Consider the following 1,452-nt stretch of genomic DNA (forward strand, 5'->3'; position numbering starts at 1 on the left):
CGCGGGTTGTACGACGCGCTCGGTGGACGCAGCGACACCAAGCAGGCCCAGATGGCCATGCTCTGGGTGCTCAACCTCTCCGACGGCGAGCACAGTCTGCTGGACGTCGCCGAGCGGTCCGGGCTGCCGTTCGACACCGTGGCCGCCGCGGCCGATGCCCTGCGCGGCGCCGATCTCGTCAAGGAATGACGCACATGACCACCCAGGGGGAGAAGACGACGGTACCGGCCGGGTCCGCCAGGCGGGCCCTCGTCGGCAGGCTGTCCTGGGGACTGGCCGACCAGGCGGCCTCCAGCATCAGCAACTTCGCGGTGGGGCTCTACGTGGCCCGCTCGCTGGGGGTGACCGCGTTCGGTGTCTTCAGCCTGGCCTGGGTGACCTACGGCGTGGTGCTCAACGTCTCCCGCGGCCTGGCCACCGACCCGCTCGTGGTCCGCTTCAGCGGTGTGCCGGAGGCCTCCTGGCGCGGGGCGGTGGCCCGGTCCACGGGTACCGCGCTCGGCGTCGGTGCGGCCCTCGGAGTGGCGTGTCTGGCGGCCGGGCTCGGCCTCGGCGGCCGCGTGGGGCCCGCCTTCGCCGCCCTGGGCCTCATGCTGCCGGGGCTGCTGCTCCAGGACGCCTGGCGGTTCGCGTTCTTCGCCGCCGGCAACGGGCGCAAGGCGTTCCTCAACGACGTCGTGTGGGGCATCGCCCTCGTCCCTGCCATGGTGGTGGCGGCCCACGTGGACACCGTGGCCGCCTTCGTGCTCGCCTGGGGCGCCTCCGCCACGGTGGCCGCGGGGTACGGCTACCTCCAGTCCGGCATCCGGCCCCGGATGGCCGAGGCCCGCGGCTGGCTGCGCGAGCAGCGCGATCTCGGCTACCGGTACCTGGTCGAGAACGTCAGCCTCAGCGGCGCCAGCCAGGTGCGGGCGTACGGGGTCGGTGTGATCGTCGGCGTCGGCGCGGTGGGCGCCATCCGGGGCGCCGAGCTCCTGATGGGCCCGTTCCTCGCCGTGCTGATGGGTCTCTCGCTGGTCACCGTCCCGGAGGCGGCACGGGTGCTGCGCCGGGCCCCGCACCAACTGGGCAGGTTCTGCCTCCTCCTGGGCGGGGGACAGGCCGCCGGAGCGCTGCTCTGGGGCTCGGCGCTGCTGCTGATGCCGGACCGGCTCGGCGACCTGGCGCTCGGCGACGTCTGGCACTCCTCCTCGCACCTCGTCGTGCAGATCACCCTCAGCGTCGCGGGAGCGGGCCTCGGCACCGGCGCGGCGGCCGGTCTGCGCGCCCTCGGCGCGGCCCGGCGCAGCCTGCGCTGCCAGCTGTTCGCCTCCGCCTGCTACGTCGGCGGCGGACTCGGCGGCGCGGCCGCCGCTGGCACGGCCGGCTCGGCCTGGGGCGTCGCCGCCGCGACCCTCAGCGGCTCGGCCGTCTGGTGGCTGCAACTGCGGTCCGCCCTGCGCGAGCACCACC

Annotated in this window: 2 protein-coding genes; both read left to right on the forward strand. The window is 75.1% G+C overall.

Annotation, left to right across the window (positions count from 1 at the left end):
- On the forward strand, positions 1-189 hold a 189-nt coding region (locus tag ACWDA7_RS52895), incomplete at its 5' end, for a winged helix-turn-helix domain-containing protein (RefSeq protein WP_450615378.1).
- On the forward strand, positions 186-1,452 hold a 1,267-nt coding region (locus ACWDA7_RS52900; protein WP_450615380.1), incomplete at its 3' end, for a hypothetical protein. The genes ACWDA7_RS52895 and ACWDA7_RS52900, both read left to right, overlap by 4 nt.

The sequence above is a fragment of the Streptomyces sp. NPDC001156 genome (assembly GCF_053598275.1).